This is a genomic window from Methylobacterium sp. J-118 (genome assembly GCF_057836565.1).
Map to the genome: position 1 here is coordinate 3387799 of NZ_JBYQFA010000001.1, position 25003 is coordinate 3412801.

Below are 25003 nucleotides of genomic sequence, written 5' to 3' on the forward strand. Positions count from 1 at the left end.
GCCGCTCTTGCTCAATCAATAAAGTATCGGACATTATGCGATAATTATTTTCCGCATCTTTATGCTTATCGATTCGCACCTGCCGCGCACCGATCCGGGGTTTGTGGCCCCACCGGTATGGTGTGCACGACGGGTGATGCGGGAAGAAATTGTTCACGTGCTCTGGGGCACGAACAAATCGGACAAGCCCGTATAGGTCTCGTTCCGTCGCGCCGCGGATGTTCGCGCCGACAGTAGAACGGGAGGGCGAACACCATGATCCAGCGAATTCACGGTCAACGCGGCGTTCAGCGTGTTCGCGAAAGTGGTGCCTTGTCTGCGCAGTTCGGCGGTAAAGCTGACGGCCGGCAGGTTCGGCGGCTTGCGAGCGCCGCGAAAGTCGTCCTCGCCGCAGCCTGCACCCTCGGCCTCGCGGCCTGCGTCACGCCCCGGGAGCGCCACGCGATGGATCAGAACCAGTGCTACGCCTTCGGGTTCGAGCCCGGCACCGATGCCTTCGGGGAGTGCATGATGGGGCTCCACCAGGATCGTGCGGCCGCCGAGGCCGCCAGCAACCGGTACTGGTCGGCCCAGCTCGCCGAGCAGAACCGGCGCCGCGAGGTGCAGAGCGATCTCAACAAGGCGATGAGCCTGCAGCGGAGCGGCGACACGCGCTTCCCCGTCTGCGGCGCGTCCTCCGACGGCGGCATGGATCGCCGGACCATGACTTGGTTCGGCCCCAACTGCCGCGCCCGCTGACCCGGATCGAGGGAGGTTCCCATGTCTGACGTGACAACGCGCGGCCCGGCCCACCCGAGCCGGATCATCTTCGTGACGACGGCCCTGATCGGCATCGCGGTCGGCTTCGGCACCGGCGACATCGGCTGGTTCACGCTGGCCGTCGTCGGCTCGGCCACCCTGCTTTGCACGGTCTACGGCCTGCTCCGGCGCCGGCTCGGCTGGAGGCCGCTGAACGTCGAGTACCTCGCCGATCTCATGCACGTGATCAGCCCGCACTGAAGCGGTGATCGATGCGGCCCGCGCGGATGAACCGCCGGGCCGTTCCCCATCCCCAGCCCGCCAGATCGCCCCATTCCGGAGGCAACCATGACGCTCGCCCTGATCATCGCCGGCATCCTCATCGTCAACTTCGTGATGGCCGGCCTCTTCTCCCTCGTGGCCCTATGGGCCGACTGAGGCGGCCTACGGTGCTCCGACGCAGTTGGCGTAGAAGGTCGTCGTCGCGGGCCAGTCGGAGAACACCCCCATGACGCCGACCTGCCCGTGCAGCACGTCCAGCAGCCGCAGGATGTCGCCGTCCCCGGTCACCACCGGTTTGATCGATTGATAATAATAGCCGCCGCCGTCCTTCAGCGGTCCGGAACGCTCGAGCGACCATGCGATCAGGCCGAGCCCGGCGCGCTTCGCTGCCCGGGCGTAGGTCGAGGGCTCGATGGCGCCGTCCTGCCCGGGCCGGACCAGCATCCACAGGGGCGGGGCCAGGATCTTCACGCCCTTCTGCGCCAGCTCGGCCATGCCGGGTTGCCACGTGGCGGGGTTCTCCGGATCGAAACCCTTCGCGGTCTCGTCCCGGTTGTCGAGGAAGATCGCCTGGCGGGCGAAATCCGGCTCCTTGTCGAGCCAGTACAGGATGTCCCGCAGCTGGAAGCTCTGCGGGAAGACGTCCGAGGCCGGGATACCCGCCTGCTTGTACTCGTCGATGAGCTGCTGGGCGTACTGATCCTGCGTGTAGGTGCCGTCGAACGGCATCGCCACCTGCGGTGCCTTCAGCTCGGGGGTGAACTTCCGGGCCATCCCCTTCACCAGCGCGATGTAGTCCTTATGGGACAGCAGCGTGCCTGTCCCGGCGTAGAGGTCGGTGCGCCAGCGGGGCGTCGCATTCATGTAGGCCGCGACCGTCGTGGCATCCGGGTCGGCCGCATCCATCTTGCCGGTCAGCGACTTGAACTCGTTGAGTGTCAGATCGCTGGTGCAGCATTTGGCCGAGGCCTTGCGCCCAGACGCCGGGTCGGCCGGCTCGAAGCCCTGCGTGCACTTCGCCGCGAGCTGCGGTCGGGCCAGGATGTCGGTGGTCGTGTGCAGGTCGCACTGGCTGTGCCGGCAGACGAGCTGGCGGTCCCTGGTGAAGGCCACGTCGCATTCGAGGATCCCGGCGCCCATCCGGTCGGCGGCGATCAACCCCTCGCGGGTATGCTCCGGGAACATCAGGGGCGCCCCCCGGTGTGAGATCGAGAAGGTCCTGGGCGTGTAGGTCCTGTCGACCCCGCAGGCGGCGAGGCGCTCCTTGAGGGGGCCGGGTTTGAGCTGGTCGACCAAGTAGAAGGGCCGCGGTCCCAGCTGGGCGGCATCCCCGGCCAGAACCGGGCCGCTTGCCAGTATCAGCGCCAGCGCGGCTCGCATCGCACGCATCGCGTCGCTCTCCTGTGTCCGATCGCCGGTAGAGCGCGATGGTGACAGCGACGTGACCCCGATCTCGCCGACTCACGATCCCGCATGATAGCAGCGCCCGATGACAGAATCGGCAGCGATCTCCCCGGCCCGGACGCCGCGTTCGGCCGCCACGCTCGCGGGATTCGGGGCGATCCTGCTCTGGTCCCTGCTCGCCCTCCTGACCGCGGCGTCGGGCACGGTGCCGCCGTTCCAGCTCGCGGCCATGACCTTCCTGCTCGGCGGCCTGTGCGGCTGCGCCACCTGGATTGCCGATCCGGCGCGCGCCCGCGCCCTGATCCAGCCGTGGCGGGTCTGGCTCCTCGGGATCGGCGGCCTGTTCGGCTACCACGCGCTGTATTTTAGCGCCCTGCGCCTCGCGCCGCCGGCCGAGGCCGGGCTGATCAACTATCTCTGGCCGCTGCTGATCGTGCTGTTCTCCGCCCGCCTGCCGGGATCGGGGGGGCTGCGTCCGGGCCACCTCGTCGGAGCGGTCCTGGGTCTCGCCGGCGTCGCCGCGCTGTTTGCCGGACGGGGCGATCTCGGCTTCGCGGCGGGGGCTCTGCCGGGCTACGCGGCGTCCTTGGCGGCGGCCTTCGTCTGGGCCGGCTATTCAATCCTGTCGGCCCGGGTCGGACAGGTGCCGACCGACGCCGTCGCGGGCTTCTGCCTCGCCACCGCGGCCCTCAGCCTCGTCTGCCATCTGGCCGTCGAGACGACGGTGTGGCCGGCCGATGTGGTGCAGTGGGGTGCGGTGCTGCTGCTCGGCCTCGGGCCCGTGGGAGCCGCCTTCTATCTGTGGGATATCGGCTGCAAGCACGGCGACGTGCGGCTGCTGGGCGTGACGGCCTACGCCGCGCCGGTCCTGTCCACGCTCATCCTGGTGCTGACCGGCTATGCCAGCCCGGGGCCGGCCCTGGCGCTCGCCTGCCTGCTCATCGTGGCCGGTGCCTTGACGGCGATGCGGGCCTCCCGCGCGGCAAAACCCATCTCGCAGGCTGGCGTTGAAGGACCGGTTCGGCGGGATTGAGGGCCGGTGCCGGCCCGAGTACAGGTCCCCGATGCACCGGTTCAGCCCGGGCGGCAGGTCATCGGCCGGCGCCCGGACCAGCCTGCACCAGCGTCTCCGGACGCCCGTCGCTGAACACACGTTCGGCGACGCAACCCAGGGCGGCGCGATCACGGATCGGGGCGGCGCCCTAAAGCGTCGCGCTGCGCGGTCGATCACCGCGTGGCGCGAACGGAAGCCGAAACCGAGATCATTCGATGGCAATCGCTCTATAGAGCAGACTTGATCCCAGATCCGCCTGTTCCTGCGCCCGTGGATCACCGGTTTTTCCCCCGATCACGCCAAGCATGATCGGGGGAAAAACCGCCGCTTGTCCCGATCTGCCTAAGAATTCGCGCTGCACGAATGTCTGGCATCGGCGCCTGAACCCATGGAGTGCTGCGTCGGAAGCACCACGTTATCGGGAACAGGCGGCCGGACCGGTCGCTTTGATCCGATGCAGGAGGACCATGTGATGGCCGGTACCGACGGGCGCGAGACCGCCAAGCTCTATGATTTGTCAGCCTTCCGCCGCCCCAGACTGACGCCGCGGGCGATCGACACGGTCAAGCCCGCGCCCGTGCCGAGCATCGGCGGCGGCGCGTGGTACCATGAGGCGGCCATCCGCGACGACGAGCGCCCGCGCCGGCCCTGAACAGGCGAAGCCGGGCGCGAGGGCCCGGCTCCGGATCACGTTTCGTTGTGCAGCGGAAGCGTCACGCGGCTACGGCGGCCTCGGTCGGGACCGAAGAGATCGTCTTCAGCACCTGCGAGGCGATCTGGTAGGGGTCGCCCTGCGAGTTCGGACGGCGATCCTCCAGATACCCCTTGTAGCCGTTATTGGCGAAGGAGTGGGGTACCCGGATCGAAGCGCCGCGGTCGGCGATGCCGTACGAGAATTCGTGGATCGAGGCGGTCTCGTGCTTGCCGGTCAGCCGCATGTGGTTGTCCGGGCCGTAGACGGCGATGTGATCCTCGCGGGCGTTCTTGAACGCCTCCATGAGCTTCTCGAAATAGGCCTTCCCGCCGTGCTCACGCATGAACGCGGTCGAGAAGTTGCAGTGCATGCCCGAGCCGTTCCAGTCGGTGTCTCCGAGCGGCTTGCAATGGTACTCGACGTCGATGCCGTAGGACTCGCAGAGGCGCTGGAGCAGGTAGCGGGCCATCCACATCTCGTCGGCGGCCTTCTTGGAGCCCTTGCCGAAGATCTGGAATTCCCACTGGCCCTTGGCCACCTCGGCGTTGATGCCCTCGTGGTTGATCCCGGCATCGAGGCAGAGGTCGAGGTGCTCCTCGACGATCTTGCGGGCGACGTCGCCGACGTTCGAGTAGCCGACGCCGGTGTAGTACGGGCCCTGCGGCGCCGGGTAGCCGGCGGTCGGGAAGCCGAGCGGGCGGCCGTCCTTGTACAGGAAGTACTCCTGCTCGAAGCCGAACCAGGCGCCCGGATCGTCCAGGATCGTCGCGCGCTTGTTCGACTCGTGCGGGGTCGTGCCGTCCGGCATCATCACTTCGCACATCACCAGCACGCCGTTCTTGCGGGCCGGGTCGGGGAAGTGGCGCACGGGCTTGAGCATGCAGTCGGAGCTGCCGCCCTCGGCCTGCTTCGTCGACGAACCGTCGAAGCCCCACATCGGGAGCTGCTCAAGGGTCGGGAAGCTGTCGAAGTCCTTGATCTGCGTCTTGCCGCGAAGATTCGGGGTCGGCGTGTACCCGTCGAGCCATATGTACTCGAGCTTATATTTGGTCATTCCGGTTCTCTCGTCCGTTATCGATGCGCGACCTGGGCAATCCTGGGAGACGCGAACGGCTTGCCGCCTCATCGACGGCCGCTGCCGCTTTTGCATGGAGCATGCCAGAGCGCCCCGGTGCGGTGGCCAAAATCGCCCGAACGACCGGTTTTGGCGATCACGGGATCGAGAGCCGCGCCACGGGCGGTCGATCGTCCCACGCTCGGCGCGATTCCGGCCCGCTGCGGGTGGCAACCGGTGCCCGCGCCGGATATCAAGCGCCGCTTGCCGGCGCGGCCTGACCGAGAGCGGGCGCACCGCGAGCGTTCCACGCGATTCCTGGAGGATGCCCACGATGACCACAGCGGCCGAGGTGCTGAAGACGATCCGGGACAACGACGTGCGCTACGTCGATTTCCGGTTCACCGACCCGCGCGGCAAGTGGCAGCACGTCACCTTCGACGTGTCGCTCATCGACGAGGAGATCTTCGACGAAGGTACGATGTTCGACGGCTCCTCGATCGCCGGCTGGAAGGCGATCAACGAGTCCGACATGCTGCTGATGCCGGACCCGGCCACCGCCACCCTCGACCCGTTCTTCTCGGCGGCGACGCTGTCGATCGTCTGCGACGTGCTGGAACCGGCCACCGGCGAGCCCTACGGCCGCGACCCCCGCGGTACCGCCAAGCGCGCCGAGGCCTACCTGCAGCAGACCGGGATCGGCGACACGATCTATGTCGGCCCCGAGGCCGAGTTCTTCGTGTTCGACGATGTGAAGTTCGCCGCCGACCCCTACCGCACCGGCTTCGAGCTCGACTCGACCGAGCTGCCGTCGAACGGCTTCACGGACTACGAGGGCGGCAACCTCGGCCACCGGGTCCAGACCAAGGGCGGCTACTTCCCGGTGCCGCCGCAGGATTCGGCGCAGGACATGCGCGGCGAGATGCTCGCGGCCATGCAATCCATGGGCGTGAAGGTCGAGAAGCACCACCACGAGGTGGCCTCGGCCCAGCACGAGCTCGGCATGAAGTTCGACACGCTGACCCTGCTCGCCGACCACATGCAGATCTACAAGTACTGCATCCACAACGTCGCGCAGAGCTACGGCAAGTCGGCGACGTTCATGCCGAAGCCCGTCTACGGCGACAACGGCTCGGGGATGCACGTCCACCAGTCGATCTGGAAGGACGGGCAGCCGGTCTTCGCCGGCGACAAGTATGCCGGTCTCTCCCAGGAATGCCTCTGGTACATCGGCGGCATCATCCGGCACGCCAAGGCGCTCAACGCCTTCACCAACCCGTCGACCAACTCCTACAAGCGGCTGGTCCCGGGCTACGAGGCGCCGGTGCTGCTCGCCTACTCGGCCCGCAACCGCTCGGCCTCCTGCCGGATCCCGTGGACCAAGAGCCCGAAGGCCAAGCGCGTCGAGGTCCGCTTCCCCGACCCGATGGCCAACCCCTACCTGGCGTTCTCGGCGCTGCTGATGGCCGGCCTCGACGGCATCCGCAACAAGATTGATCCGGGCCCGGCCATGGACAAGGATCTCTACGAGCTGCCGCCCCGGGAGCTGAAGAAGATCCCGACCGTCTGCGGCAGCTTGCGCGAGGCGCTCACCAGCCTCGACAAGGACCGGGCCTTCCTCAAGGAGGGCGGCGTGTTCTCGGACGACCAGATCGACTCGTTCATCGAGCTGAAGATGACCGAGGTGCTGCGCTACGAGATGACTCCGCACCCGATCGAGTTCGTGCAGTACTACTCGCTGTGATGTGAAAGGGGGCCGGGCGTGAAGTCCGGCCCTCGAAGGTGAGAGGTGAGGTGGAAGCGCCCGTCGCCAACTCCAAAGCCAATCATTGAACAAAACAAGAACAATCTTGACACATAAGATTATTAGCCTATGAATGACCCGCTCGCAGGCGGGGTGATTCATGGTCACGAAAGAGATCGTCGTCACCCGGTTCCGGTGGCAGCTGGCAGCTCTCAGTGTTGAGGTAAAGCTGCTTCGACTTGGCCTCATCCTTCGCGCCTACAATCCCGGCCAACCGCGGGTCCCCGATGGGCATCCGGACGGGGGACAATGGACGAGTGACGACGGTTCAGTTCGGTCTGAGAACGACGACACAGCGCACATATATAATGTCAGCGGCAAAGATAAATACCAATATAATGTAGTTTTAGAAGAAGAAAAGGAAAAATTCGGGGGGCATACAATTGATTCACACGTCGGAAAGACTGACGAAGAGATGATGGAACGCGTGCGGAAGAGCCAATGGGGAAACCTGTTGGCCCATGGTGGACTGCAACGCGACGGCTCTTTTGACTCCCGAGAGACAGCTAACGACCTCGTTAATCGAACGTTAGAAATCAACGCGCAGCGCGTTGATGAGGTGGCGTCTGGGGAGAAAGATCGCGCCTACTTTACAACGCGTTTCGGATACAGGACCGGCCGCGAGGCATACATTACCAAAGATGGTGTGGGGTACATGAGAAATACCTATGGCGTAGCCATATACATAGTCCGCGATCGACGGTCGTCGCGAGGTTATCACGTACAATCAGCGTTCCCTTACAATGAAGGAGATTGAAATGTCTACACATCCCGAGTTCGACGAATTAACCGAACGCTTTTTTCAAGATGTTGATCGCATTTTTAGCACGGAAGCGGAGCTTTTGCAGTTTGCCATAGAGCAATTTTCGGAAGAGCGCCGCTTATCTTTGCGTGCCTATCTATCACTTATCGCAAGCGACGATTTCGACGGCAAGGAATTGTTAGATATCTGGAACGACTCGAGAGCACATTGGTCGTTCCATTCCGCACCTTCGCTAAGATTGTTGCTGAATAAGATTCGTGATCGATTATGATTATAATAGGTATGAAAATGATCATGTTATTCTTTTCAGTTATTGTACTTACGTCGATCAATACTGCTAAAAGCGATATTTTGAAACAAGCCTTCCGCCCTGAAATCATTATCCAATCGGCTTCACGTCCGTCGGTAAAACCGTCAGAATTTGACACCTTCACACGTCAATTCCATCTAGATCTTATGGAGGATTTTTCGACTGAAGACGCGATAATTCAATGGATTCTTTCCCCTTTCAAGGACGAGACCGAACGAGGCCGCCTGAAGGCCTATCTTGACACCCTCACGCAGGACGATGTCTCGGACGAGGAACTGCGAAAGCTGTAGTGGTCATCGGAGGCAGACATCGTGTTCTACGATGGCGCCGAACTCAGAGCCTTCCTTAAGAGAGTGCGAGACAGATTGTGACGCGAAAGCAGTCGTGATCCGACAGAACAAGCTGCGGAACCGGGCGCGGCGGGAATCGGGACGGATGCCCGCCACACCGGAATTCATCCGCTTCAGTGAGCGGTTCAATCAGAGCATCGACGATCAGGACGCGTCGTTCGAGGAAGCCACCGCCGCGATTCATGGTTGCTTCAAGGGCGAGGATCGAGCTGCTTGCACGATTTCGAAGGCGCGGTGCTGGAGAGCGACCTGACACCGAAGGAAGGGATGAAACTCTGGGCCACCGCCTGCATCGACTTGCACTTCCGTGATCCAAAGGACCTTCGACACTTCCTTATCCGGTTCATCTCGACCTGCGGAAGAGCTTGTGACACGCGGACGTCTCGATCGTTCAAAGCGGCAGATGCACGGATGCTCACCCTCGACCACCTCGTCGTCGTGGCCCCCGATCTCGCGGAGGGCGTGGCCCATGTCTGGGCCTGCCTCGGCTTCGACATGCCGGAAGGCGGGCGCCATCCCGAGATGGGCACCCGCAACCACCTGCTGCGTCTCGGCGATGCGGTGTTCCTGGAGGTGATCGCGGTCGATCCCGAGGCGCCCGCCCCACCCCGCGCCCGTTGGTTCGGCTTGAGCGACCCGGCAAAGGTGCGGGCGGACTGGGATTCGGGCCGGCGGCTGCGCGGCTTCGTCGCTTGCACGGACGATCTCGACGGTGTTCTCGCCGCCCAGGGCGACCTGCTCGGTGAGGCCGCCACCATGACCCGCGGCTCCCTGTCGTGGCGCTTCGGCCTGCGCCCGGATGGGGCCTGGCCGGCGGACGGCGCCGCGCCCTGCATGATGGATTGGGGACCGAGCGGCAGTCCCGCCCGGACGATGCCGGATCTCGGGGCCCGGCTCGATGCGCTCGTCCTGACGCATCCGGATCCGGACGCCGCGTGCCAGCTTCACACCGCGCTCGGGTTGGCCGAGCCACCGGAGGTCGTGCGGGGCGACGGCCCGCGCTGGACCGCCCGGATCACGACTCCGTCCGGCCCCCGGACGCTGACCTGACGAACCGGCGACCCGTCACCTCAGCTATGCGCAAAGATGTCCGTCTCCGGCCAGCCGTCGAGGTCGAGCCGGGCGCGGGTCGGCAGGAAGGCGAAGCAGGCCGCCGCCAGATCGGCGCGGCCCTCCCGAACCAGCATCGCGTCGAGCCGGTCCCGGGCGGCGTGGAGGTGGAGCACGTCGGACGCCGCGTAGTCGAGCTGCGCCTGCGACAGGGTCTCGGCGCCCCAATCAGAGGATTGCTGCTGCTTGGATAGGTCGACGCCCACGAGTTCGCGGACCACGTCCTTCAGCCCGTGGCGATCCGTGTAGGTGCGGGCGAGCTTCGATGCGATCTTGGTGCAGTAGACCGGCTGCGGCATCACCCCGAACGCCTTGAACAGCACCGCCACGTCGAACCGGGCGAAGTGGAAGATTTTTTGGACTTTCGGATCGCCCAGGACGCGTTTGAGCACCACCGGCTCGGGGCCGTCCTGCGGGATCTGCACCACGTCGGCGGTGCCGTCTCCGGTGGAGATCTGGACCACGCAGAGCCGGTCGCGATGGGGGTTAAGGCCGAGCGTCTCGGTATCGATGGCGACAGCCCGGCCCGCATCGTAATCGGCGGGCAGGTCTCCGCGGTGGAGGCGTACGGTCGGGCTCGGCATCTTTTTCGGAACCTTGAGGGTGGTGCGCCGGTACCATCGGCGCCAAGTGGCGGCAAGACGCCGGCGCGGTGTGCGGAGAAACGGATGATGACGGCAGCCGAGGTGATCGCGACCCTCGATCTGAAGCCCCACCCCGAGGGCGGCCATTACCGGGAGACCTTTCGCGACCCGCAGACCGTCGACGGCCGCTCGGTCGGCACCGCGATCTATTTCCTGCTCGACGTCGGCGAGGCCTCGGCCTGGCACCGGGTCGACGCCACCGAGATCTGGCACTGGCATGCCGGCGCGCCGCTGGTGATCACCGTCAGCCCGAACGGGCACGACGCGACAGCGCAGCATCTCGGGCCGGACCTAGCAGCCGGGCAGCGCCCGCAATGCGTGGTGCCGGCCGGCCATTGGCAGACTGCCACGAGTCTCGGCGCCTGGACGCTCGTCGGCTGCACGGTGTCGCCGGGCTTCACGTTTTCGGGCTTCGAGATGGCGCCCCCCGATTGGCGGCCGACGCCGCGGGGTTAGGCGGTGTGGACGTTCGGGTCTGCGAACGCTGTGATTCGAGGCGGCCGACGCCGTGGCGGTGATCCGAGCCAACCCCTCCCGCGGGCGCAAACACGCGCTCGCCAAGGCCCTGTCGGCGCGCCGCCATCTCGTCGTGTGCTGACTTGCCAAGCTCAGGCCGTTCCAGCGCGCCGCCGCCCGCTGTGCGACGACGACCCACAACGACACCGCCGACGTCATCCGCGCCACGATCGGCCGATGGTTCCGGCGAATGTCGACAGTGCCGAAACAGCTCAGATCGCGTCGGTCCCGGTCTCGCCGGTGCGGATGCGGATCGCCTCTTCGATGGTCGAGACGAAGATCTTGCCGTCACCGATGCGGCCGGTCTGAGCCGACTTGCGGATCGCCTCCACCGCGCCCTCGACGAGCGCATCGGACAGCACGATCTCCAGCTTCACCTTCGGCAGGAAGTCGACCACGTACTCGGCGCCCCGATAGAGCTCTGTGTGGCCCTTCTGTCGGCCGAAGCCCTTCGCCTCGATGACGGTGATGCCCTGGAGGCCGACCTCCTGGAGCGCCTCCTTCACCTCGTCGAGCTTGAAAGGCTTGATGATCGCTTCGATCTTCTTCATGCCGCTCGGGCCCGCGCTACGATGCGGCATATTTCTAACATCCCCGTGACGCGTCCGCCACGCCGATTTCTCGGTGTGCCGGGCCGGAATGCCTAATCTCTGTGCGATTACCGCACATCCTTCGGGCGTTTCGCGGATTTCTGGCGCAAGGTTCAGCACGTCTGGTCGGCGCACGGGCAGTGAGGGAGGCAGACATGCGGTTGCTGACGGTCGCGGCCATGAGGACGGTCGATGCCGCGGCGATCGCCGGCGGGATCCCGGGCTTCACGCTGATGGAGGCGGCGGGCGCCGCCGTGGCGGCCCGAGCCCGAGCCCGGCTTCCCACGGGCGGTCGCGCCCTGGTCCTGTGCGGGCCCGGCAGCAACGGCGGCGATGGGTTCGTGGCCGCCCGCCTGCTCGCGGCAGGCGGCTACCCGGTGGAGCTGCGCCTACTCGGGGATCGTCAGGCGTTGACGGGCGATGCCGCCCTGGCGGCCGAGACCTGGACGGGCCCGGTCAGCCGAGCCGCGTCCGCGCCGCTGCCGCCCTGCGATCTCGTGATCGACGCCCTGTTCGGATCCGGCCTGTCGCGCGATCTCGACGGTGAGGCCCGCGCCCTGGTCGAGGCGGTGAACGACCATGATTGCCCGGTCCTGGCGGTGGACGTGCCGAGCGGCATCGACGGCGATACCGGCGCGGTCCGCGGCGCGGCGATCCGGGCGGTCGAGACCGTGACCTTCGTGGCGCTCAAGCCCGGGCACCTGCTCGAGCCGGGGCGGGCGCATTGCGGCCAATTGAGCGTGGTGCAGATCGGGACGGGTCCGGCCGCCCTGGAGGCGGGCCTGGCCGCCGGCGGACCGTCCCTCTACCGCAACGGACCGAGCCTCTGGGCAGCCGCCTTTCCCCGGCCGGGCGGAGCGAGCCACAAATACACCCGCGGCCATACCCTGGTGCTGTCGGGACCCGCCACGAAGACCGGCGCCGCCCGGCTGGCCGCCCGGGGGGCCCTGCGGGTCGGAGCCGGCCTCGTGACGATCGCCTCACCGGCCGGCGCGCTGGCCGAGAACGCCGCCCATCTGACGGCGATCATGCTGTGCCCCTGCGAGACCGCCGACGATCTCGATGACCTGCTCACCGACGAGCGCCTGAACGTGGTCCTGGCCGGCCCCGGTCTCGGTACCGGCGACCTGACGCGGGAGCGCGTCGCGGTGGCGGCGGCCGCTGGACGCGGTCTCGTCCTCGACGCCGATGCGCTGACGAGTTTCTCCGGGCAGGCGCGGCTCCTCGCCGCGCATCTGGCGGACGGCGAGGCCAGAGCGGTACTGACGCCGCATGCCGGCGAGTTCGCGCGGCTGTTCGACGGGACCGGGGCGACCGCCGCGGGGGCCGACAAGCTCGCCCGGACACGGGCGGCTGCCGCACTGATGGGCGCTGTCGTGGTCCTGAAGGGCGCCGACACCGTGATCGCCGACGCTGACGGACGTGCGGCGATCAATGATCACGCCAGCCCCTATCTGGGCACGGCCGGATCGGGCGACGTGCTGAGCGGCCTGATCGCCGGCCTGATGGCGCAGGGCATGCCGCCGTTCGAGGCCGCCGCCGCCGGCGTCTGGCTCCACGGGGATGCCGGCCTGCGTCACGGCCCCGGGCTCATCGCCGAGGACATCCCCGAATTGATGCCGGCTGTTCTCGCCGACCTCGCCGAGGCGGCCCTCAGGTGACCTCGAACATCGTCCAGAGGCCGGTGTCGAACCGCTCCAGCACCGTGGCGCTGATCAGCCAGCGCCCGGGATTGTCGGCCAGGAAGCCGATCCGCGCGGTCCGACCCTCCAGGAGCTGGAACGTATCGAGCCAATAGGGCTCCCAGCCGTCGTCGAGGGGGTGAAGCAGGCGGAAGCTGTGCCCGTGCAGGTGCAGCGCCTGCGGGAAGGCGGTGTCGTTGCGCAGGGCCAGAACCACCACCTGTCCGCGCTTCACCGAGAAGATCGGCGGCAGGCCCACGACGCCGCTGGCGCCGTTCACCGACCAGATCTTGCTCGGATCGCCCGTGTAGACCGGATCCGGCGCCGGGCCCTCGCGGGAAGCCGTCTGCGTATCCTTGGCGCCCTTCGTCTCCTTGGGCACGAAGGCGCCTCCGGTGATCACCACGTCGCGCCGCAGGGCGTTCTGGAGCTTGATCTCCGCCGGCAGGCGCTTGTTCTCGCCGATCGGGCCGATCGGCGGCCGCTTGTCGGGAATCCTGGCGCCCTTGGTGGTGACGGTCGCGAGGGTCAGCCCCTTGCCGATCAGCGCCTCGACCGCGCAGGCGGCGCCCTCCGCATCCGGAAGATCGACCAGCAGGTCGTAGCGGGTCCCCGGGGGGAACGGCAGGGTCGCCCGCAGGGGCTCGAACGTGTCGGTGGGCTGCCCGTCCACCGCCGCCACATAGACCTTCACGCCCTCGAACCTGAGCCGCGTCGCCCGGGCGTTACAGGCGTTGCCGAGACGCAGGCGCAGGCGCGCGCCCGGGCGGCCCTCGAAGGTCGCCGGGGCCGGCGTGCCGTTGACCGTGACGAGGTTGCCGAGCCGGCCCTGCGCGGCGGCAAGCTTGGCCTGCCCAAACGGCATCAGGGTCCCGTCATCTTCGATCCGCCAGTCCTGCAGCACCACGCAGACATCGGCATCGACGGCGGGCGGGTTCGCCTCCTCGACCACCAGCATGCCCACGAGGCCCCGTCCCGACGGCTCGCTCGCTCCGCCGACGACCAGGGGCCGGATCAGGTAGGAGCCGGCATCCGGTGGCGTGAACGCGTAGAGGAACTCGCCCCCCGGCGGGATCGGCGCCTGGGTCACCCCGCCAACCCCGTCCATGGCGTTGACGTTGCGCACCCCGTGCCAGTGCAGTGACAGGCCCTTGTCGGTCCGGTTCTCCACCCTCAGCCGTACCGGCTGCCCGAGCTTCACCCGGATGACGGGCGGCAGGGCCTTGCCGTCGAAACACCAGACCGGGGTCTCGGGCGCGGGCTCCGGCCGGAATCGCGTCTTGCCGGAGGCCGCCGGCAGGGCCGCCGGCTGTGGCTGCGACGGCGCGGGCGCCGGAGGCGCCGTCCCGGGTGCGGTCGCCGGCGCCTGGGCGCGCCCGGCCTCCGGTGCGAGTCCCAGGGCGGCTGCGCCCGCCAGCAGGGTCCGGCGCGACGGCCGGCCGGGGCGCGGGTCGATCGGCGGCACGGGGCGGGATGGCGGCATGGGATCTCGGCTGCGGCTCGCGGCGGGCCCGCTCCATAGCGGCGCGCCGGGGGAAGCGCCACCGAAGCCGCGGCGCCGAGTTTTTTTTGCTGCGGGCCCGCCAGCCCATGCTATAGGGCCCGCTTCTGGCGGCCGGCGATGCGCCGGATGTCGGCGCGCGCGGGCGTGGCGGAACTGGTAGACGCGCTGGATTTAGGTTCCAGTGTCGCAAGACGTGGGGGTTCGAGCCCCTCCGCCCGCACCAGGACGTCTCCTGAGGTGCGGTCCTCCGCGGACCGCCCCGTCTCCGTACCCGACATCTTAGGTATCCCGGACCGCGCGAACACGCCGCACGACGCTGGCCTGGCCGGCGACCACAGATTTTTGAAGAGCGACGACGACGATGCAGGTGACCGAGATCAATGCCCAGGGGCTGAAGCGCGAGTTTCAGGTCCTGCTGGCCGCGCAGGAACTCGAGGAGCGCCTCACCACCGAACTGTCCGGCATGAAGGACAAGGTGCAGCTGAAGGGCTTCCGCCCGGGCAAGGTCCCGGTCGCGCACCTGCGCAAGGTCTATGGCCGCTCCGTGATGGCCGAGGTGGTGCAGAACGCCGTCAACGAGGCCAACCGCCAGATCGTCACCGATAACGGCCTCAAGCTCGCCCTGGAGCCGCAGGTCGAGTTCCCCTCCGATCAGGCCGAGGTCGAGAAGGCCCTGGACGCCAAGGGAGACCTGGCGTTCAAGGTGGCCCTCGAGGTGATGCCGAGCTTCGAGCTCGCCGATCTCTCGGATGTCAGCCTGACCAAGCGCGTCGCCAAACCCTCCGAGACGGAGGTGGATGAGGCCCTCGAGCGTATGGCCGGGCAGGGCCGTCCGTTCGCCGAGCGCGACGAGGGTGCCGAGGCCCAGACCGGCGACCGGGTGACCATCGACTTCGTCGGCCGGATCGACGGCGAGGAATTCCAGGGCGGTAAGGGCGAGGGTATCGACCTCGAACTCGGCTCCGGATCGTTTATCCCGGGCTTCGAGGAGCAGCTGGTCGGCGCGAAGGTCGGCGACAAGCGCCTCGTGAAGGTGACCTTCCCGGAGGCCTACGGGGCCGAGCAGCTTGCCGGCAAGGACGCCGAGTTCGACGTGTCGGTCACCAAGATCCAAGCCCCGGGCGAGGCAAAGGTCGACGACGAGTTCGCCAAGTCCATGGGCATGGAATCCCTGGAGAAGCTGCGCGAGGCCGTGTCCACGGCGATCGGCCGGGACTTCGAGGCCGCCACGCGTCGGCGCCTCAAAAAGGACCTCCTCGATGCCCTCGACACGAAATACGCCTTCGAGCTGCCCCCGTCCCTGGTCGCCCAGGAATTCGCCGCCGTGTGGGCGCAGGTCGAGGAGGATCTGAAGACCCGGGGCAAGACCTTCGCGGACGAGGACACCACCCAGGAGAAGGCCGAGGCCGAGTACCGGAAGATCGCCGAACGGCGCGTCCGTCTCGGTCTCGTGCTTGCGCAGGTCGGCGAGAGCGCCGATATCAAGATCTCGGACGAGGAGGTGAACCAGGCCCTCATCGCCCGGGTCCGGCAGTTCCCGGGTCAGGAGCAGCAGGTCTGGGACTTCTACCGGAAGAACGCGCAGGCGCTCGCGGAACTCCGCGCGCCCCTGTTCGAGGAGAAGGTGGTTGACCACGTCCTCGGGCAGGTCAAACTCGTCGAGGAGCCCGTCTCGAAAGAGGCGCTTTTCGCAGACGAAGATGACGACGACACGACCGGCGCGAAGCCGGCTGACAAGGCCGAGCCTTCGGCCGACTGAGTCCCGCCCTGTCCGAGGACGGCGGGCAAAGATTAGGCGATGGTTAAGCATCGCCGGTGTTCGCTGACATGCCCGGGGCTGCGCTGATTCGCGGCCGCCCCGGGCCTCACTCTGGGCAGGACGAGATGAGAGATCCGATCGACGTCTACAACAACGCGCTCGTGCCGATGGTCGTCGAGCAGTCGAGCCGCGGCGAGCGCGCCTTCGACATTTACTCGCGCCTGCTCCGCGAGCGCATCATCTTCCTCACCGGCCCCGTGGAGGATTACGGCGCGTCGCTGATCGTGGCGCAGCTGCTGTTCCTCGAGGCGGAGAACCCGAAGAAGGAAATTTCCTTCTACATTAACTCCCCCGGCGGCGTGGTCACCTCGGGCCTCTCGATCTACGACACGATGCAGTTCATCCGCTGCCCAGTGACGACCCTGTGCGTCGGCCAGGCTGCCTCGATGGGCTCCCTACTGCTCACCGCCGGCGAGCCCGGCCACCGCTTCGCCCTGCCCAACGCCCGGATCATGGTCCACCAGCCCTCGGGCGGCTTCCAGGGTCAGGCGACCGACATCCTGATCCACGCCCGCGAGATCGAGGCGCTGAAGCGGCGCCTGAACGAGATCTATGTGAAGCACACGGGCCGCGACTACGATTCGATCCACACGGCCCTTGAGCGCGACAACTTCATGACCGCCGATGCGGCCCGTGAGTTCGGCCTCATCGACGAGGTGATCGAGAAGCGTCCCGAGCCGGCCGCAGCCTGAGCGGGATGCGTCGCCTGATCGCCGCGGCGCGGCCTTGATCCCGCCGCGGCAGCGTGTTTGCATCCGAGTTTGGGCCCTTCGGTCAAAGACGCGCAGCACACTGTTTCTTTAAACGGGCCCCCTACATTCAGGCGATGCGCGTCCGCCCTCAGCCGGCTGCGGACGCGAGGAATTCGGAGACCGATATGAGCAAGACTGGCGGCAACGACTCGAAGAGCACGCTGTATTGCTCGTTCTGCGGCAAGAGCCAGCACGAGGTCCGCAAGCTGATCGCCGGTCCGACGGTGTTCATCTGCGACGAATGCGTTGAGCTGTGCATGGACATCATCCGCGAGGAGTCGAAATCCTCGCTGGTGAAGAGCCGCGACGGGGTGCCGACCCCGAAGGAGATCCGCCGCGTTCTCGACGATTACGTCATCGGCCAGGACTTCGCCAAGAAGGTCCTCTCGGTCGCGGTGCACAACCACTACAAGCGGCTCGCTCACGCGACGAAGCACAACGACGTCGAGCTGGCCAAGTCCAACATCATGCTGATCGGGCCGACTGGCTCGGGCAAGACGCTGCTCGCGCAGACCCTCGCCCGGATCCTCGACGTGCCGTTCACTATGGCGGACGCCACGACCCTCACCGAGGCCGGCTATGTCGGTGAGGACGTCGAGAACATCATCCTCAAGTTGCTCCAGGCGTCGGACTACAATGTCGAGCGGGCGCAGCGCGGCATCGTCTACATCGACGAGATCGACAAGATCTCCCGCAAGTCCGACAACCCGTCGATCACGCGCGACGTGTCGGGCGAGGGCGTGCAGCAGGCGCTCCTGAAGATCATGGAGGGCACGGTCGCCTCCGTCCCGCCCCAGGGCGGCCGGAAGCACCCGCAGCAGGAATTCCTGCAGGTCGACACGACCAACATCCTGTTCATCTGCGGCGGCGCCTTCGCGGGGCTGGAGCGGATCATCTCCCAGCGCGGCAAGGGCACCTCGATCGGCTTCGGCGCGACCGTGCAGGCCCCCGACGATCGCCGCACCGGCGAGATCTTCCGCTCGGTTGAGCCGGAGGATCTGCTGAAGTTCGGCCTGATCCCTGAGTTCGTCGGCCGTCTGCCGGTCCTGGCGACGCTGGAGGACCTTGACGAGGCTGCCCTGAAGAAGATCCTGCAAGAGCCGAAGAACGCGCTGGTAAAGCAGTATCAGCGTCTGTTCGAGATGGAGAACGTCGACCTAACCTTCCAGGACGAGGCCCTGTCGCTCGTGGCCCGCAAGGCGATCGAGCGGAAGACCGGTGCCCGCGGCCTGCGCTCCATCCTGGAGACGATCCTCCTCGACACGATGTACGACCTGCCGGGCCTCGAGTCCGTTGAGCAGGTGGTGATCGGTCCGGAGGTGGTCGAGGGCAAGTCGCGGCCGCTCTACATCCACGGCGACCGCAACAAGGACGCACCCGCCAGCGTCAGCGCCTAAGCGCCTGGTAGGGCTGCATCGAGCGCTCGGCCCGGGGCCGGGCGCGCTGCGGGGAACATCTTGAAAACGCTGCGCCCCGCAGCCACCTCAGGCTCAGCGCGGAGGCCGCACGCTCCTTTCGAGGTCCGGTCCGCGTCGCCAGCCGCAAAATTAGCGAAATCCCGACCCTCGCGGCCCGGTCGGCCCCTGGCTGTAGGCGCGCTCCGTGCATGGAGGCGTCGAACCCGGGCGTCCCTGAGAGGAAGTCAGCATGTCACAGTCGAAATCGCGCCAGCCGGTAGTCCCGGGCTCGACCGGCTCCTACGCCGTCCTCCCCCTGCGCGACATCGTCGTCTTCCCGCACATGATCGTGCCCCTGTTCGTGGGCCGCGAGAAGTCGATCCGCGCCCTTGAGGAGGCGGTCCGCACCGACCGGCATATCCTGCTCGCCACCCAGATCAATGCGGGCGATGACGATCCAGCAACCGATGCGATCTACAAGATCGGGACTCTCGCCTCGGTGCTTCAGCTTCTGAAGCTGCCCGACGGCACCGTGAAGGTGCTGGTGGAGGGCATGGGCCGCGCGAAAGTCACGGGCTTCACCCGCTCGGACGAGTATTACGAGGCGACCGCCGAGGCTCTGCACGACGAGCTGGGTGACCGCGTCGAGGCCGAGGCACTGGCGCGTTCGGTGCTCTCGGAATTTGAGAATTACGTCAAGCTCAACAAGAAGATCTCGCCCGAAGTCGTCTCCGCCGTGACCCAGATCGACGAGCCGTCCAAGCTCGCCGACACAATCGGCTCGCATCTGCTCGTCAAGATCTCCGACAAGCAGGGCATCCTGGAGACCCCCACGGTGGCGCAGCGCCTTGAGCGTGTGCTGTCCCTGATGGAGAGCGAGATCTCCGTGCTCCAGGTGGAAAAGCGCATCCGGACCCGCGTCAAGCGGCAGATGGAGAAGACCCAGCGCGAGTACTATCTCAATGAGCAGATGAAGGCGATCCAGAAGGAGCTGGGCGACTCCGAGGATGGCCGCGACGAACTCGCGGAGCTCGAAGAGAAGATCGAGAAGACCAAGTTCACCAAGGAAGCGCGCGACAAGGCGACGGCCGAGCTGAAGAAGCTTCGGCAGATGTCGCCGATGTCCGCCGAGGCGACCGTGGTGCGCAATTATCTCGACTGGATGCTCGGCATCCCGTGGGGCAAGCGCTCGAAGATGAAGAAGGATCTGCTCGGCGCCCAGGCGCTCCTCGACGACGACCATTTCGGCTTGGAGAAGGTCAAGGAGCGGATCGTCGAGTACCTCGCCGTGCAGCAGCGGGCGAACAAGCTCACCGGCCCGATCCTGTGCCTCGTCGGCCCCCCGGGCGTCGGCAAGACCTCGCTGGGCAAGTCCATCGCCAAGGCGACGGGTCGTGAGTTCGTGCGCATGTCGCTCGGCGGCGTGCGGGACGAGGCCGAGATCCGCGGCCACCGCCGGACCTATATCGGTTCGATGCCCGGCAAGATCGTTCAGTCGATGCGCAAGGCCAAGACTTCGAACCCGCTCATCCTGCTCGACGAGATCGACAAGATGGGCATGGATTTCCGCGGTGACCCGTCCGCAGCGCTCCTCGAGGTTCTGGACCCTGAGCAGAACAGCACCTTCAACGATCACTACCTGGAGGTGGATTACGATCTCTCAAACGTGATGTTCGTGACCACGGCCAACACCCTCAACATTCCGGGCCCGCTCATGGACCGGATGGAGGTGATCCGCATCGCCGGGTACACCGAGGAGGAGAAGGTCGAGATCGCGCGCAAGCACCTCATCCCGAACGCCCTGAAGAAGCACGGCCTCGGGACGCACGAGTGGTCGATCGACGACGATGGCCTGATGATGCTGGTCCGCCGCTATACGCGGGAGGCCGGTGTCCGCAACCTGGAGCGCGAGCTGTCCAACCTGATCCGCAAGGCGGTGAAGGAGATCCTGATCACCAAGACTAAGGTCGTCGCGGTGAACGTGGAGACCCTTCCGGTCTTCCTCGGCCCGCCGAAGTTCCGCTACGGCGAGATCGATGCGGACGATCAGGTCGGCGTGGTGACGGGTCTGGCCTGGACCGAGGTCGGTGGCGAGTTGCTGACGATCGAGGGTGTCATGATGCCCGGTAAGGGCAAGATGACGGTCACCGGCAACCTGAAGGACGTGATGAAGGAGTCGATCTCGGCGGCCGCATCCTACGTGCGCTCCCGGGCGATCGACTTCGGCATCGAGCCGCCGCTGTTCGACCGGCGCGACATTCACGTCCACGTTCCGGAGGGGGCGACCCCGAAGGACGGTCCGTCGGCCGGCATCGCCATGGCCACCGCGATCATCTCGACGCTGACCGGCATCCCAGTCCGTCGCGATGTAGCGATGACCGGCGAGGTGACGCTCCGCGGTCGGGTGCTCCCGATCGGGGGCCTGAAGGAGAAGCTGCTCGCCGCCCTCCGCGGCGGCATCAAGACGGTGCTGATTCCAGAGGAGAACGCCAAGGACATCGCCGAGGTGCCCGATAGCGTGAAGAACGGGCTGGAGATTGTGCCCGTATCCCGGATGGACCAGGTGCTGAAGAAGGCGCTGGTCCGGCAGCCCGTGCCGATCGAGTGGGAGGAGCCGCTGCCCGTGGCCAAGCCTGCTCGGACCGAGGAGGACGGTGCGATCTTCGTCGCCCACTGAGCCCCCTGATCGAATGACACAAGCCCCCGGAGCCACGCACCGGGGGCTTTTTCGTGCGCGGAGATCCGGTTTCGCATTATGCCGATCACTCCCAGCACCAGCGCGCCGGTGACCGACCTTGTCGTCGGCGGCGCCGCCTGGGGCCGATGCTCCGGGCTATCGTGATGGTGCTCGGCCTGGCAGATGCGCTTGCGACGATCCGAACTGTGGCTCCGAGTGGCGGTGCCATCGCCCGCGACTCGGACGCTGCGCTCGCAGGTTAAGTCGACGCGTGCGGCGCCTGCGTCGGTCATGGCGCCGAAACGGTCATCCTTGGCGGTGCTGGTCCGGCGGGACTTGCGGCGCGGATTGCCCAGGAGATCGGCAACGCGCTGATCTGCTCAGTGGAGGCCGGAACGCGCGCAGTCCGCGCGGCTGGAACCCAATCCGTCTCCAAAGGGGGCCGGCTGCAAACCCACCGAGAGCACCGGCTATTCACCGGCCTTCACGGCGCTGGTCGCCGGGCCTTGCGCCGGGCATGCGCCATGCCGTAACGGTCGGCCGCCGGGCGGTTAGCTCAGTTGGTAGAGCGTCTCCTTTACACGGAGAGGGTCGGGGGTTCGAGTCCCTCACCGCCCACCACCCGGCTGACACAACCCGCGCCGCCGGGCGGCTAAGAGAACGCGGTGCCTGACTGGCCGGTGCGTTCGCCAATCAGGCGCGTGATAACCCGTCGAAGACGTCCTTCAGGTCCCGGACGGAGCGCTCGATCGAGAATCGAGCCGTCACTTTTTGATAGCCCGCCTCGACCAGGCGAGACGCCATCGCGTCATCCGTGATGATCGCGCGCATGGCCTCGGCCAGCGCCACGCTGTCTCCCGGTTCGCAGAGAATGCCGTTTGTCGGGTGATCGATGATTTCGCCGACACCGCCGCCCCGCGTCGCGATCACGGGGCGGCGTTGCGCCATGCCTTCGACGATCACCCGACCGAAGGGCTCCGGCTCGGTCGACGTGTGCGCCACGATATCGACGGTCGCCATCAGGCGCTGAACATCCTTCCGAAACCCGAGGAATTTGACGCGGTGGGACAGATTCCTGTCCTCGACCATGGCTCGGATCCGATCGAAATAGGAGCCATCCTGATAGGTCGCATCACCCACGATGATCGCTTGCAGACCGGGAACCCGCTCGACCGCTTCGATCAGGACATGTTGGCCCTTCCACTGCGCAATCCGGCCGAACAAACCGACAGTCGGCAGATCCGATAAACCTGCCTCTCCGAGGAGGGTAACGCGATCCCGCCCCGTGGCGTTGTCACCGAAATTGGTATCAAAATCGAAGCCATTATAGACGACCGAGATCTTGTCTGCTTTGCCTCCGCATTGAACAAGTGCGTCTTTCGCGGCATAAGAATTTGCGACGACAGCCGACGTCATATGATTGGCGAAGAAAACCAGAGCTCGTCGCATCGCGCCGGAGAAACTCCGGTCGGATACGAGATCGTGCAGGATCCACACGAACGGCTTGCGTGCAAGTCGTGCCGCAAGTCCGGCGATGAACAAGGATTTCTGGCTGTTGGCGCAGATGACGTCGTAGTTCCGAAATTCTTTAGCCAAAACTTTAACGACCGCATAAATGCTGTACAGCGCCGATAGCGCTTCACGGACATTCGACCCCCGCTTCAGCTTCAGGATCTGAGCGCCGGCGCTGACAGTCTTGACCGTCGCACCGGCATCGATGAGATCCGTCTTGAGCGGGCCATCAGCGAGGAAAATGACCGGCCATTCCTGTCCGCTGCTGCGCGCATGAAGCACGACATCGCGGAGAAACAGCTCGGCGCCGCCGTAGCTGGCGGCATGCGTCACGAACAGGATTTTCTTCATGATGCGATCCGGGGCGATGCTCTGACGATCACGGTCGGGTTGTTTTGGCTCGCGGAAACGCGACCGTTTGGACGAAGGCTTGCGCCAGGCGCAAGCTTAACATTGTCGAGACGAGGTCATCGCGGATGCTCGAGGCAAAGGCGCGTGTGAGGCCAACTATATTGTGCTCAGAACTGCGGACGATCGACGTGCGTTTGTTTGTGGCCAGATTTTCAACCCTACTTAGCCTGCATCGCCCTCACATATTTGACATTCCCAATATAAAATAAATGCCTGAACGCTCTCGGCAAATGTTACATCATCGATTGACTGTCTGCGCCGCGACTTAAAATTCGCAATTTAGATAAAATGATCGCCATGAGTATTTTGATGGCACTGAGCAAAGATCCGAAAGCCGCGAACAACGTACATCAAACTCCCTTGATTGAGGCCGTTGACGCATCTATCGGTATTGAAATCATGCTTATATATTGTCCAGGCCTTCAAAACCTGAACGGTTCATGGTTTTGTCGATGAAGCGAGCCATTTCACTCGAAAAGCGATCGACGCTGAATTCGGAGGCGCGACTGGCAATTCGCGTCGGATCGAAGGCGATCTGCCTGCTCCGCTCCAGCGCGTCGATGATCGCGTCGACGCTCTGATCACGGAAGAACGTGCCGGTTATGCCATCCTGAACGGTTTCCGTCGCTCCGCCTTTCGCAAAAGCGATGACCGGGCGGCCACTTGCCATGGCTTCGACGGGGACGATGCCGAAATCCTCCTCGCCTGGAAAGATCAAGGCTTGGCAGCGGGCATAATGATGCTTGAGCACCGAGAAGGGCTGCGGCCCGAGGATTTTCACCGTGGGGCCGGCGAGGCTTTGAAGTTCGCGCAACATTTCCCCGCCTCCGATCACGACCAGAGGCTTCTTCAGGCGATTGAATGCCTCGACAGCCAGCTCTGGTCGCTTGTACCGGACGAGTTCACCGACCATCAGATAATAATCGCCGAGCTCATGGTCCGGGACGATCTCGAAGGCCTCCGTATCGACGGGGGGATAAACGACCACGGATCGGCGGCGGTAATACGTTTCGATGCGGCGCGCGACTGTGGCGGAATTGGCCACGAATTCGTGGACGCGGTTGGCCGAAATGGCGTCCCAATTTCGGATGTAGTGTGCGGCGGGCGGCATCACGATCCGGTTTATGAAACTCGTGCGCTCTCTGTAATCGTGAAACATGTTCCAGACGTAGCGCATCGGCGAGTGGCAATAGCAAATATGTGTGGCTGTCGAGGGTGGGATGATCCCTTTCGCGGGCCCGGATTCGCTGCTGATCACCAGGTCGTAGCCGCGCAAATCCAGTTGCTCCAGGGCCATCGGCATGAGCGGCAGATAGGACTTGTATTTCGATGCCGCGAAGGGAAGTCGTCCGATGAAGGATGTGGTGATCCGGTGCGCCTTGATGGTGGGCGACATGGATGCCGGGTCATAGGCGTGCGTGAAGATATCGGCGTTCGGATACATCCTGCAGAGTGCCTCGACGACTTTCTCGCCGCCGCGCATACCGACCAACCAATAATGAACGATCGCAACTTTCATTCAATCTGCCTCAAAGAAAAATACACTTTTCAAATACAGAGATCGTCTCACGATGTCCGTACTCACTGACGCTTGGCAACGCGAGCCGCCCGAACAAGAACTCCCGGCACGCCGACCAGGATCCAGGGCGTCCCCATTCGAAGCCTTGTCCCGCGAGTCACCGCGGGAAAATGAACGTTTGGTGGGGCGCGTCGTATCTGCGGCCGAATGCTCAGCACGCCGCGGTTGAAGCGTGGCGGAACCGGTACAGCGTGCGGTCGGCATCATCAGGACGCACACACACGTCCAGGTTTCTCACGTCCTCAAGGAATGTCCCCGGATGGTCGAATCCCGCGGGGCGCTCCCTGCGCGCTTTGATCTGCCGGCTCTCGGTCCTCGCGTTTTCGCCTGCGTTCGTACCGAACCGGTGCCCATTGC

Annotated in this window: 23 protein-coding genes and 2 tRNA genes; 18 read left to right on the forward strand and 7 right to left on the reverse strand. The window is 65.5% G+C overall.

What is annotated here, in order from left to right:
* The first annotated feature begins 312 nt into the window (after positions 1–312).
* Entirely contained in the window at positions 313–738 is a 426-nt protein-coding gene (locus tag AC3IF3_RS16295) for a hypothetical protein (protein ID WP_489229533.1), read from the forward strand.
* Positions 739–759: 21 nt separating this feature from the next.
* Positions 760–999 carry a hypothetical protein gene (locus AC3IF3_RS16300; RefSeq protein WP_489217246.1) on the forward strand — a complete coding sequence of 80 codons (240 nt, stop codon included), beginning with the start codon at positions 760–762 and terminating at the stop codon, positions 997–999.
* A 183-nt stretch (positions 1000–1182) separates the two neighbouring features.
* Here AC3IF3_RS16300 and AC3IF3_RS16305 read toward each other — a convergent pair whose 3' ends face one another.
* Positions 1183–2409: a glycerophosphodiester phosphodiesterase family protein gene (locus AC3IF3_RS16305; protein ID WP_489229534.1), complete on the reverse strand. Its 1227-nt coding sequence runs from the start codon at positions 2407–2409 to the stop codon at positions 1183–1185.
* Between the two features lie 100 nt (positions 2410–2509).
* Here AC3IF3_RS16305 and yddG point away from each other — a divergent pair, with 100 nt between their 5' ends.
* Together yddG and AC3IF3_RS16315 are read left to right on the forward strand one after the other, a co-directional pair.
* Positions 2510–3457, forward strand: a complete 948-nt coding sequence (gene yddG / locus AC3IF3_RS16310; protein ID WP_489229535.1) for an aromatic amino acid exporter YddG — start codon at positions 2510–2512, stop codon at positions 3455–3457.
* Between the two features lie 493 nt (positions 3458–3950).
* Positions 3951–4130, forward strand: a complete 180-nt coding sequence (locus AC3IF3_RS16315; RefSeq protein WP_243966951.1) for a DUF2735 domain-containing protein — start codon at positions 3951–3953, stop codon at positions 4128–4130.
* A gap of 61 nt (positions 4131–4191) precedes the next feature.
* Here AC3IF3_RS16315 and AC3IF3_RS16320 read toward each other — a convergent pair whose 3' ends face one another.
* The gene (locus AC3IF3_RS16320; protein WP_243966952.1) at positions 4192–5226 is read right to left on the reverse strand and encodes a glutamine synthetase beta-grasp domain-containing protein; all 1035 of its coding nucleotides are present in this window, start codon (positions 5224–5226) and stop codon (positions 4192–4194) included.
* 334 nt (positions 5227–5560) lie between these two features.
* On the opposite strand from AC3IF3_RS16320, the gene glnA reads away from it, so the two are divergent.
* The 6 genes from glnA to AC3IF3_RS16350 all read left to right on the forward strand — a co-directional run bounded on the left by glnA (position 5561) and on the right by AC3IF3_RS16350 (position 9503).
* Complete coding sequence (glnA, locus tag AC3IF3_RS16325) at positions 5561–6970, forward strand: type I glutamate--ammonia ligase (RefSeq protein ID WP_243966953.1); 1410 nt, start codon at positions 5561–5563, stop codon at positions 6968–6970.
* 160 nt (positions 6971–7130) lie between these two features.
* Entirely contained in the window at positions 7131–7787 is a 657-nt protein-coding gene (locus AC3IF3_RS16330) for an RNase A-like domain-containing protein (protein ID WP_489229536.1), read from the forward strand.
* A 1-nt stretch (position 7788) separates the two neighbouring features.
* Entirely contained in the window at positions 7789–8064 is a 276-nt protein-coding gene (locus tag AC3IF3_RS16335) for a hypothetical protein (RefSeq protein ID WP_489229537.1), read from the forward strand.
* Between the two features lie 11 nt (positions 8065–8075).
* Positions 8076–8393: a hypothetical protein gene (locus AC3IF3_RS16340; RefSeq protein WP_489229538.1), complete on the forward strand. Its 318-nt coding sequence runs from the start codon at positions 8076–8078 to the stop codon at positions 8391–8393.
* Positions 8394–8487: 94 nt separating this feature from the next.
* The gene (locus AC3IF3_RS16345; protein ID WP_489229539.1) at positions 8488–8706 is read left to right on the forward strand and encodes a hypothetical protein; all 219 of its coding nucleotides are present in this window, start codon (positions 8488–8490) and stop codon (positions 8704–8706) included.
* Between the two features lie 158 nt (positions 8707–8864).
* Complete coding sequence (locus AC3IF3_RS16350) at positions 8865–9503, forward strand: VOC family protein (RefSeq protein ID WP_489229540.1); 639 nt, start codon at positions 8865–8867, stop codon at positions 9501–9503.
* A gap of 20 nt (positions 9504–9523) precedes the next feature.
* Here AC3IF3_RS16350 and AC3IF3_RS16355 read toward each other — a convergent pair whose 3' ends face one another.
* Positions 9524–10147 carry a ribonuclease D gene (locus AC3IF3_RS16355; RefSeq protein WP_489229541.1) on the reverse strand — a complete coding sequence of 208 codons (624 nt, stop codon included), beginning with the start codon at positions 10145–10147 and terminating at the stop codon, positions 9524–9526.
* An 87-nt stretch (positions 10148–10234) separates the two neighbouring features.
* On the opposite strand from AC3IF3_RS16355, the gene AC3IF3_RS16360 reads away from it, so the two are divergent.
* A complete protein-coding gene (locus tag AC3IF3_RS16360) occupies positions 10235–10663 on the forward strand; it encodes a cupin domain-containing protein (protein ID WP_489231318.1) in 429 nt (142 codons plus the stop codon).
* 272 nt (positions 10664–10935) lie between these two features.
* Here AC3IF3_RS16360 and AC3IF3_RS16365 read toward each other — a convergent pair whose 3' ends face one another.
* On the reverse strand, positions 10936–11274 hold the full coding sequence (locus tag AC3IF3_RS16365; protein WP_003600526.1) for a P-II family nitrogen regulator: 339 nt from the start codon (positions 11272–11274) through the stop codon (positions 10936–10938).
* 194 nt (positions 11275–11468) lie between these two features.
* Here AC3IF3_RS16365 and AC3IF3_RS16370 point away from each other — a divergent pair, with 194 nt between their 5' ends.
* Positions 11469–12974 carry an NAD(P)H-hydrate dehydratase gene (locus AC3IF3_RS16370; RefSeq protein ID WP_489229542.1) on the forward strand — a complete coding sequence of 502 codons (1506 nt, stop codon included), beginning with the start codon at positions 11469–11471 and terminating at the stop codon, positions 12972–12974.
* On the opposite strand, the gene AC3IF3_RS16375 is transcribed toward AC3IF3_RS16370, so the two are convergent.
* Positions 12967–14478 (reverse strand): multicopper oxidase family protein, encoded by a 1512-nt coding sequence (locus AC3IF3_RS16375; RefSeq protein ID WP_489229543.1) that lies wholly within the window; start codon positions 14476–14478, stop codon positions 12967–12969. The two genes, AC3IF3_RS16370 and AC3IF3_RS16375, sit on opposite strands and share 8 nt — an antisense overlap.
* Before the next feature lie 159 nt (positions 14479–14637).
* Here AC3IF3_RS16375 and AC3IF3_RS16380 point away from each other — a divergent pair.
* From AC3IF3_RS16380 to AC3IF3_RS16405, 6 genes are all read left to right on the forward strand, one after another.
* A tRNA-Leu gene (locus tag AC3IF3_RS16380) sits at positions 14638–14722 on the forward strand.
* A gap of 138 nt (positions 14723–14860) precedes the next feature.
* Entirely contained in the window at positions 14861–16258 is a 1398-nt protein-coding gene (gene tig / locus AC3IF3_RS16385) for a trigger factor (protein ID WP_489229544.1), read from the forward strand.
* A gap of 125 nt (positions 16259–16383) precedes the next feature.
* Positions 16384–17010 carry an ATP-dependent Clp protease proteolytic subunit gene (locus tag AC3IF3_RS16390; RefSeq protein ID WP_243966964.1) on the forward strand — a complete coding sequence of 209 codons (627 nt, stop codon included), beginning with the start codon at positions 16384–16386 and terminating at the stop codon, positions 17008–17010.
* A 185-nt stretch (positions 17011–17195) separates the two neighbouring features.
* Entirely contained in the window at positions 17196–18467 is a 1272-nt protein-coding gene (gene clpX / locus AC3IF3_RS16395) for an ATP-dependent Clp protease ATP-binding subunit ClpX (RefSeq protein WP_010684321.1), read from the forward strand.
* Positions 18468–18717: 250 nt separating this feature from the next.
* A complete protein-coding gene (lon, locus tag AC3IF3_RS16400) occupies positions 18718–21144 on the forward strand; it encodes an endopeptidase La (protein WP_243966965.1) in 2427 nt (808 codons plus the stop codon).
* 545 nt (positions 21145–21689) lie between these two features.
* A tRNA-Val gene (locus AC3IF3_RS16405) sits at positions 21690–21765 on the forward strand.
* A gap of 72 nt (positions 21766–21837) precedes the next feature.
* Here AC3IF3_RS16405 and AC3IF3_RS16410 read toward each other — a convergent pair.
* Both AC3IF3_RS16410 and AC3IF3_RS16415 read right to left on the reverse strand, forming a co-directional pair.
* Positions 21838–23007 (reverse strand): glycosyltransferase family 4 protein, encoded by a 1170-nt coding sequence (locus AC3IF3_RS16410; protein WP_489229545.1) that lies wholly within the window; start codon positions 23005–23007, stop codon positions 21838–21840.
* A 463-nt stretch (positions 23008–23470) separates the two neighbouring features.
* Positions 23471–24586, reverse strand: a complete 1116-nt coding sequence (locus AC3IF3_RS16415; protein ID WP_489229546.1) for a glycosyltransferase — start codon at positions 24584–24586, stop codon at positions 23471–23473.
* Positions 24587–25003 lie beyond the last annotated feature (417 nt).